Annotated in this window: 10 protein-coding genes; 6 read left to right on the top strand and 4 right to left on the bottom strand. The window is 51.5% G+C overall.

The annotated features are described in order from the left end of the window. Window positions 1-328 precede the first annotated feature (328 nt). From ACN0TS_RS18675 to ACN0TS_RS18650, 6 genes are all read left to right on the top strand, one after another. Complete coding sequence (locus ACN0TS_RS18675) at window positions 329-1003, top strand: GntR family transcriptional regulator (RefSeq protein ID WP_417260838.1); 675 nt, start codon at window positions 329-331, stop codon at window positions 1001-1003. Between the two features lie 131 nt (window positions 1004-1134). Then, on the top strand, window positions 1135-2067 hold the full coding sequence (locus ACN0TS_RS18670; RefSeq protein ID WP_417260837.1) for a C4-dicarboxylate ABC transporter substrate-binding protein: 933 nt from the start codon (window positions 1135-1137) through the stop codon (window positions 2065-2067). Between the two features lie 97 nt (window positions 2068-2164). Next, entirely contained in the window at window positions 2165-2677 is a 513-nt protein-coding gene (locus ACN0TS_RS18665) for a TRAP transporter small permease (RefSeq protein WP_417260836.1), read from the top strand. A 12-nt stretch (window positions 2678-2689) separates the two neighbouring features. Then, entirely contained in the window at window positions 2690-4003 is a 1314-nt protein-coding gene (locus ACN0TS_RS18660; RefSeq protein WP_417260835.1) for a TRAP transporter large permease, read from the top strand. A 33-nt stretch (window positions 4004-4036) separates the two neighbouring features. Then, window positions 4037-4543, top strand: a complete 507-nt coding sequence (locus tag ACN0TS_RS18655) for a V4R domain-containing protein (RefSeq protein WP_417260834.1) — start codon at window positions 4037-4039, stop codon at window positions 4541-4543. Window positions 4544-4652: 109 nt separating this feature from the next. Next, the gene (locus ACN0TS_RS18650; protein ID WP_417260833.1) at window positions 4653-5393 is read left to right on the top strand and encodes an HpcH/HpaI aldolase family protein; all 741 of its coding nucleotides are present in this window, start codon (window positions 4653-4655) and stop codon (window positions 5391-5393) included. A gap of 23 nt (window positions 5394-5416) precedes the next feature. On the opposite strand, the gene ACN0TS_RS18645 is transcribed toward ACN0TS_RS18650, so the two are convergent. The 4 genes from ACN0TS_RS18645 to ACN0TS_RS18630 all read right to left on the bottom strand — a co-directional run bounded on the left by ACN0TS_RS18645 (window position 5417) and on the right by ACN0TS_RS18630 (window position 8586). After that, on the bottom strand, window positions 5417-5908 hold the full coding sequence (locus ACN0TS_RS18645) for a flavin reductase family protein (RefSeq protein WP_417260832.1): 492 nt from the start codon (window positions 5906-5908) through the stop codon (window positions 5417-5419). Further along, the gene (locus ACN0TS_RS18640; RefSeq protein ID WP_417260831.1) at window positions 5898-6836 is read right to left on the bottom strand and encodes a LysR family transcriptional regulator; all 939 of its coding nucleotides are present in this window, start codon (window positions 6834-6836) and stop codon (window positions 5898-5900) included. Before ACN0TS_RS18640 ends, ACN0TS_RS18645 begins: the two co-directional genes overlap by 11 nt. A gap of 47 nt (window positions 6837-6883) precedes the next feature. Continuing rightward, window positions 6884-8092 (bottom strand): acyl-CoA dehydrogenase family protein, encoded by a 1209-nt coding sequence (locus ACN0TS_RS18635; RefSeq protein ID WP_417260830.1) that lies wholly within the window; start codon window positions 8090-8092, stop codon window positions 6884-6886. A gap of 281 nt (window positions 8093-8373) precedes the next feature. Next, window positions 8374-8586: a hypothetical protein gene (locus ACN0TS_RS18630; protein ID WP_417260829.1), complete on the bottom strand. Its 213-nt coding sequence runs from the start codon at window positions 8584-8586 to the stop codon at window positions 8374-8376. Window positions 8587-8743 lie beyond the last annotated feature (157 nt).

The following is an 8743-nucleotide window of genomic DNA, read 5'->3' as shown; positions in this document are numbered from 1 at the left end:
GACGCATCCAGCCCGTCTGTGTGAGCAATATGCGGAAAATCTAGCCCTGACTGGGGACACTTTGGGTAGCACAGCACAAACCCGCAGACTCTCATTATGAACGAGGGACCAGCGGGGGGCAGGTCAGAGTCTTTAACTATTGGCGTAAATATCTTTTTATCTAAAATAGATACGCCCTTTTATTTCTTCCTACATTTTGGATTTGCACGCAAAATGCCTACTTTTTGGGCAATTTTGAAGCTTTTGTACGTTATTCAAGAATTTTTCTTGCATTTAATATTTTAGGCTTAAAGGTATACCGCAAGAGGTCGAAAAAGGTATCGCTCCAATGTCTCAGAAAAGTATGACGCATTCCCTTGTTCAGCGTGTTTATAATGATCTGCTGTCGGATCTTTCGGCCGACCGTCTTCAAGCTGGCGATCGCTTGGTGGAAGCGACGATTGCGCGCGAGCGGGACGTGTCCAGAACCCCTGTGCGCGAAGCTCTCGGGCGGCTCGAAAATGATGGTTTGATTGAAAGCGTACAGCCGTATGGGCATGTCATCATCACGCCTACAGTTGAAGATATACGCGAAATTTTTGCGATCCGTCGTGCGCTAGAGCCTTTGGCGTTTTCAAGCCTCGTTGAATTTGCCACCGAAGATGATGATACGGAGCTGCGTTTGCTTCTTGCTGACGTGCAGGCCGCACAAACGCCCGAAGATGCCGCGACATCAAATATCGCCTTTCGTAATTTCTGGATGTCCCGAATTCATAACCGTCGTCTGAAAGAAACGCTCTCCCGGTTTCATATGCAGGTCCATTTGGTCCGTGCGGCGACCCTGAAACTTTTAAACGGACGAGAAACGGCGCGTAATGGTGCGGGCAAATTGGCTGAAAGCTACTGGGCGCGGGACAAGAAAGCCGCGCAGGACGCAATGACACAGTTCGTTGATGCGGCCCTGGTGATTTTTGAAGCCGTCGCGGCTGAAAGGCCAGCAGTTCAAAACCGACGTCGCAAATAACGAAATAATAAAAATCAGGTCCATAAAAACCGGTTCAACGGTGGGGCTTTAAACCCAACAGCGAGGAAAATATGACGAAACTTCTAACTCTAAAAGGCTTTGCCGCTGCCGCAGCTCTCGGATTGTCATCTGTGGCCGCTCAAGCCGAAGACATTATACGTGCTGTGACATTTGTGCCTGCACAGGTGTCCTACGCGCGTAACTTTCAAGGATTTGTTGATCTCGTGAATGAGCGCGGCGAAGGTGTCGTACAAATTCAGGTCATCGGTGGGCCTGAAACGATCCCCGCAGAGCGAATGGGTGAGGCGCAAAAGAACGGTATCGCTGATATGTTCCTGCTGCCAGCGGGTCTGTATCTCAACCTTGTCCCAGAAGGCGAAGCCTTTGCGGGGTCCAATCTTGATCCAATGGCGCTTAGAGCCGCTGGTGGGATGGAATTGGTCAACAAGCCTTTTCACGAAAAAGCCAATGCTCATGTTCTGGCGCATGTTGACGGTGGCGCGAACTTCTTTTTGTGGACGACTGAAAAGCCGGGTGCAGATGAGAATGGTCAGATAAACCTAGAAGGTCTCCGGATGCGTTCGTCGCCTTTGTTTCGGTCCTTTTTAGAAGAGCTTGGCGCGACGAATGTCGTTCAAAGTGCAAGCGAAGTGTACACATCTTTGGAACGCGGCGTTGTTGATGGAACCGCTTTTCCTGTGACGGGGCTTCGTGATTTCGGCTGGGACAAATTTTTGAAATACCGCGTGAATCCTGGATTTTTTCAAACAGATGTTCTGGTGTCTATGAATCTGGATAGCTGGGAAGGTTTGTCGGACGAGGCAAAAGAAATCGTAAACCAAGCCGCCATTGACCACGAGATATCGTCTTATGAGGCCAACATTGCGTTGAATGAAGCAGAGAGCCAAATCCTTTTGGATGGCGGGATCGAGAATCTCGAGCTGACTGGTGAACAGCGTCAAATCTTCCTTGAAAAAGCGTATGACATTTCTTGGCAGCGCCTGAAGGACCGTGACCCAACGATGCACGACGAATTAAAAGCCGTCTTCTTTACGGACTTTTAAAATCGCTCATTTGGCGGGTTCTTGAGCTTCATTGAACCCGCCATTTCCGAATGCTCGTATTGCGCACCAGTAATTCCCCACTTGAAAGGACACATTGATGTCTTTGATGTTCAGATGCCTTGATGCGGTGTCGAATCTTCTATTTCGCCTCGCATGCCTCTTCATTATCGCGATTGTCTTGATCGTCACATATGATGTGTTGTCCCGAAATTTCGGCCTTCCAATGTTTATATGGGCGGTGAATTCTGTCGAATACGCGATGCTCTATGTGACGTTTTTATGCCTTCCCTATCTCGTGATGACACGGGGGCATGTCAGTGTCGAAGTGGTCTTGACCTATCTTCCAAAGAACGTGCGCAAAGTTTGGGAATTTATACTGCATATCATCGCAGCCCTGATTTGCTTCTATCTCGCATGGTATTCAGGAAAAAGTTTCGTCACGTCGATTATCGAAAATACATACGAGGTACGCAGTTTTGATGCTCCGATGTGGGCGCTCTACATCACGATGCCACTTGGTTTCGGATTTGGGGGGGCTCAGTTCCTGTCTTTTATCGCGCGCGGCGAAAGCTTCTTTGGAGCGGCGCCTGATGCGCATGCCGGAATGTAAGGGGACTTTGATATGATGGACTGGAGCATTTCTATTGCGATCCTTATCGGTGGCCTGATCTTTTCAATGGGCATCGGGCTGCCCGTGGCGCTCGGTTTCTTTTTGATCAACGTGGTTGGCGTCTTCTTATTCATGGGGGGCGCACGCGGGATCGACCAGATGCTCTCAAACGGGACGATGGCCGTTTCGACCTATGCCCTCGCACCCGTCCCACTCTTTCTTGTGATGGGGTCGTTATTCTTTCACTCCGGTCTCGCACGTCGTGTTCTGGATGCGATTGACGTTCTGATTGGCCGCCTTCCTGCGCGATTGTCTTATTTGACGATCACATCGGGGACTGTGTTTGCGGCATTATCTGGATCATCTCTTGCAAACACGGGGATGCTTGGCACGTTGATGGTGCCCGAGATGATGAAGCGCGGGTACAAGAAGCATATGGCCATTGGTCCAATTCTCGGGTCGGGTGGCTTGGCTGTGATCATCCCGCCATCAACACTGGCCGTGCTTTTTGGCTCATTGGCGGGGATTGATATTGGGGGTCTTCTTGTGGCGGGTTTGCTGCCGGGGCTCATCCTTGCAATTTTCTATGCCATCCTGATTTTCGTTCAGGCGAAAATTGATCCGGATGCTGCGCCGTCCTACGATTTTGAACCTATCCCACTGTCCAAACGCGCTGGCATTTTTTGCCGCGATATTCTGCCGATGGTCGTGATTATGATGGCTGTCGTCGGATCAATTTTAACTGGATTTGCGACACCCACTGAAAGTGGCGCTCTTGGTATTGTTGCTGTGGCTGCGCTCGCTTTGCTGTTCAAAGCTCTCGATTTCAAAGCCGTCCGCACGGCGATTGCGGATGCGGCACGCGTGACAGGAATGACATTCCTTTTGATCACAGCATCCTCGACATTCGCACAGCTTTTGGCATTTTCAGGCGCTTCATCTGGCTTGGTTCGCTGGGCTACATCGCTCGATATGGGGCCGACACAGACACTCTTGGTCATGGCGTTGATCCTGCTCGTTCTTGGGATGTTTATGGATCAGGTGTCGATGATGCTCATCACGCTGCCCCTATTTGTCCCGCTCGCCCTATCTTTGGATTTCGACATGATTTGGTGGGGCCTGATCATGCTTTTGATGCTTGAAGTGTCCTTCACAACACCACCGTTCGGATTGCTGTTGTTTGTCATGCATGGCGTCAGTCCACCCGGAACGACATTGCCAGAAGTGGCGAAAGCGGCCTTGCCCTATATTCTATGCGTTTTCTTGCTAATAGCTTTGGTGATCTTAGTGCCATCCTTGGCCACCTTTATCCCCTCTCTGATGTGAGAAACCTGCTTGATCTACAAAAAGGATAAATCAATGAGTTTTCGTGACAGACTGTCTTACGATGCTGAGGCAGGAACCTATTTCGATGGTGATATGCGTTATATTTTCATCAAGCCGGAAGCGGTGATGGGGATTGTGTTGGAAATGCCTGCCGAACAGCGCCCAGCAGTGTTCGAAGCCATGATCCGTTCGGTTTTTACAAATGGCGGCAAATCGGCTCAAAGTTATAAAGACGCCGGGGCAGGGGCCTCGGAGGCTCTTCTTGCCGTGATCCGCGAAACATCAGGCCAGTTGGGCTGGGGGGATTGGGACACGGTTTTGACAGAGGATAGCCTAAGCGTGACCGTTAGAAATTCTCCTTTCGCTGCGGGGTACGGAGCCTCTGATGTGCCTGTCTGTGCTCTTATTGTTGGGATGCTGACTGCTGTTTCAGGGATGATCTTTGGCGCACCGACGCACGTCACTGAAACCACATGTTCTGCGACAGGGGCTGACGCATGTCAGTTTGAAGCACGGATTGCCGATACCTTGGGCCAATGATGGTGAAACACAAGGATATGCGCCTAACATCCGATTTTCACGTAAAAATTCTAGGTAATTCGAGGACTCACCATACCTCACACATATGCTCTCATACTAAGGGTACAGCATGACATATTTGCGCGATGCCGTTTCAAAACGCATTCCACTACGGGGGCCGTTTGTAGCCATCCCAACGCCAATGACGGTCGAGATCGTTGCAGGTGCAAATCCCGATTTTATCTGCATTGATACCGAGCATAGTCCGATTTCAGATGGGCTTTTGACCGATATGCTCCGCGCCGCCGATATTGCGAGTGTCCCTGCAATCGTGCGGGTGCGGAGCAATCTATCTCAGAATATATCAGCCGCCTTGGACGCCGGTGCTTGCGGTGTTCTTGTTCCACATATCTCAACTGCGGATGAAGCAAGGGCCGTTGTGAAAGCCGCGCGGTTTGCCCCCCATGGCACGCGAGGGGCCGGACCGGGCCGGGCTGCATCTTATTTGCGAGACATCGAAGGGTCGATTGAACGTGCGCGCGAGGAAACCTTTGTCGCGATTCAACTCGAAACACTCCAAGCCGTGCAAAATGTCGACGACATCCTATCCGTTGCAGGGATTGATTTGGTTTTTATTGGCCCTGGTGATCTGGGCGTTGATGCTGCGGCCCATGCCTGTGATGACACCCTCGATGCGTTGATCGAGCGTTTAGTATCTGCAGCGCAAGTGGCAGGCGTGCCTGTTGGCATATTTACGGCTGACCGCAGCGCGAGCAAACGTTGGCTCTCACGGCTGTCTTTTGTGATTGAGGGCTCGGACGCATTGTTTCTCACACACGCCAGTGATGCGGCAGCGGCAGCTTTGGAATAGGCTTTTAGCCGCTGCTCCCAAATTTAGAGTGTTGCTTGCGCGCGCCCGAACTGCGCTCTGGCATAGATCAAAGCATCGCCTACTTCGAGGGTTGAGTCCTTGATCGCACCGATAAAAACCCTGTGGCTTCCAACATCCGTGTAGGAACTCAACTCACAACATACCGACGCAACTGCGGTGGTAAGTTGTGGCAAGCCTTGGTCTGTTTCTTCCCACACCCCAACCGAAAACTTCTCTGCCCCATGCAATCCCTTAGCACCTGCAAAGGCGAGGGCGATGTCATCGGATGTATGGTCAAGAAGTTGAATACTAAAGTGTTTCAAGCGGGTGATTTCGGTACAGGTCTCCGTTGCACGGTTGACACAAACCAACAGGCTAGGCGGTGTGTCCGTGACGGAACAAACAGCCGTGGCCGTAATGCCGCGCCGACCATCGCCTTGTCCCACGGTGACAAGCGTCACAGCTCCCGGGAAAAGCGACATGGTTTTGCGAAATAGATCAGTACTAATGGTCATGTGGAATGATCTCCGGTGATGTGAGTGCTGTCTGAATAAGCGAACGAAGCCAAAGCAATGCGGGGTCTTCAGAAAAGCTAGAATGCACCCAGAGTTTGATGTCATAGGATGGCAACTCGAAAGGAAGGTCGCGGGCAGCAAAGCCTCCGCGCCCCTCAAGACGTAAAAAGATGGAATGCGGGAATATTGCGACAAAATCTGTTTGGCGCACGACTTCTGGCACAACGGTAAAATGATCAAGACGCGCTTTTGTGTTTATGTGCAGGCCGCGGCGTTTAAAGCTGTCTTGGGCCATTTGATACCCAGTTGCCGCGTGGCTGACGTCGACAAAGGGTAAACACGCAAAGCTTTCTTCCGACCAGTCTTGTGTCAATGCAGGATGATTTTCGCGCATCAAACAAACCAAATGGTCGTTTAGTAAAAGGTCTCCGTGGCACTGGGCTGTGTCTAGCCCCGGTAGATAGCCGATGGCCAAATCCACATGACCACTACGTAGGGCGCTTGCGATCTCAGATGGGTCAATGCGAACGGATGTGATGTTTGCCTCAGGAGCCGCTTTTTCCAAGGCGGCCAGAATGCGCGGCATAGAGAAAAACTCACCTGTATCTGTCATCGCGATGCGAAAACGGCGCGACGTGGTTTCGGGCACAAAGTGATGAGTGTCCTGCACCGTTTGCTCTAGCAAGGAAAGTGCAGCCTCAAACGGACCGCGCAGTCGGGTCGCTGTTGCTGTTGGCAACATTTGGTTTCCAACGCGTTGGAAGAGGGGGTCGGAAAACTGATCGCGTAATCTACGCAGCGAATGGCTTACTGCGGGCTGGGTCAAGCCAAGACGCTCTGCTGCGTCTGTAAGACTTTGCATATCCCAAACTGCGAGAAAAACCTTGATGAGGTTTAGGTCAAAGTGGCTAGAGTTGAAGTTTCTCATGAAGGCTGTCAAATCCATAAGGAAAATGGAAACGGTTTAGGTTTTGCTTACGGATACCCGCGAGGAGCCTCCAGGCCGGCCAGCACGCGTCCTGCATTCTCAATCGTCATATCGGTCACTGCCGCATGTTGGGTAACCACCATTGCATCGCGTAAATAGCGCTGCATGGGATTCCCTTTTGCGATCACGCCCATACCTGAAATCGTGTAGCATTTTTGGACGATTTGCGCCCCAACCTTGGCCGCGTTCGAAGCACTCAAACGCAACAGATTGGTGTGCTCAAGCGGGACAGGATCTCCCTGTAGCAGGTAGTCCCACGCCTCTTCTGCGGCTTCGTAGAAAAACGCCCGTGCGCCGCGCAAGGAGGCTTCTGCTTCGGCTATCCCCGTTAGGAAATACCCACGGTCGCAAAGGCGGGCATGCCCGGCCATCAATTTCGCCGCACCCGAAACTGATTTTGCTTGCTCGATTGCTGCACGCGCCAAACCGAGGTTGCAGGCTGCGTGAACCTGAGCCTGATACGCCATCGCAGGGTATCGGTAGAGAGGCTCGTCAAAAATCCCAGGTGCGCCGCGCTCACAAATCCAGGTATCAGAGTAGAATTTATCCGTAACCGTGGTGTCGTGGCTGCCTGTGCCTTGCATGCCTGATACATCCCAGCACTCGATGATTTCGATTTCATCTGCGGGCGCAACAGCCATCATTACTGTGGGGGGCGCATTCGGTTCGTCGCCTTGTGGCGCACCCTCTATGCCAACGCCGATCCAGTCAGCGCCCATGCAACCCGATGCAAACTTCCAACGACCCGATACAGACCAACCACCATCTACGCGTGTGGCCTTTTGTACGGGGTGTAATCCGCCAGCAAACACTTGGTCAGGTCCGTCCGCATACATGATTTCTTGTGCTTCTAGGGGCAGTGCGGCCGTATAGGTGTTGGCTGATCCAAATGCCGCAACCCAAGCGGCAGAGCCATCGACGGTGCCAATTTTATCGACCATTTTTAAAAAATGATGTGGGGCAAGAGCATCGCCGCCAAAGCGTGTTGGGGTCGCCGAACGAAAAATCCGTGCCTTTTTCATCAGTGCCACGATGTCTTTGGGCACGTGTCGCATCTGTTCAATTTCGCCACGCCGTTCGGCAATGGCTTCCAAGAGATGTTTGAACTCTGAAGTTTCCGTGAGCTTTGAAAAATCCGTCTCTGGCAACGGGGCGCTTGAATTTTGTGGAGTTTTTACATCAAGTGCTGTTGTCATCGGAGTGGTCCTTTTTCGTTGTTTAAACGTATTAGCATTGAAATTACTTTATAAATCAAATTAATTATCCTAACTCTCCGAATGAATTTAATTCATTTATATGTTGAATGCTTACAGACCCGCGAGACCAACGCGTGGCCCAGCGGCGCTACAGGCGACATAGAAAGGCAAAAAGCATTATTGCGCAGCAGCGGTATGAAATACTGCGTACACTGGCCGACGAAGACAAACTGATGGTGGAGATGATTTGGCCCCAACCTGTCGCGGAGGTTGAAGTCCGCCTAGCGTTTCTGGACCATCAGCGATGTCTCGAATGTTCCCGAGACGCCCATGCAGTCATCCAGGTCAGGTGCTTGGTAGAGTTTTGCGACACGGCACATTTTGCCTGAAAATGCGCCCGCGACCTGTCCTGTCTCCCCGTCGATTTCAAAGCTGTCGAGGGTCAGGGTCGGATCGCCTTCCACTTGATCCGTCGTGTAATACGACTCGCTCATCCCCTTGGGCAGAAAGAGAATTTCGATGTTGGTGAGTGGCTTACCTTCGGAATATCCGCCGAACCAGCTGCCCGATACAGTGTGAGCGATAATCGAACTGCGACTCCTATTCTTTTTGAGGGTAGGGGGATCGCCCCATCTCTTCCATCATCTTTTC

Source organism: Celeribacter sp. (assembly GCF_048266405.1).
Lineage (GTDB): Bacteria > Pseudomonadota > Alphaproteobacteria > Rhodobacterales > Rhodobacteraceae > Celeribacter.
Note: the sequence above shows the minus strand (reverse complement) of the source record. Positions and strands in the feature narration are given on the sequence as shown.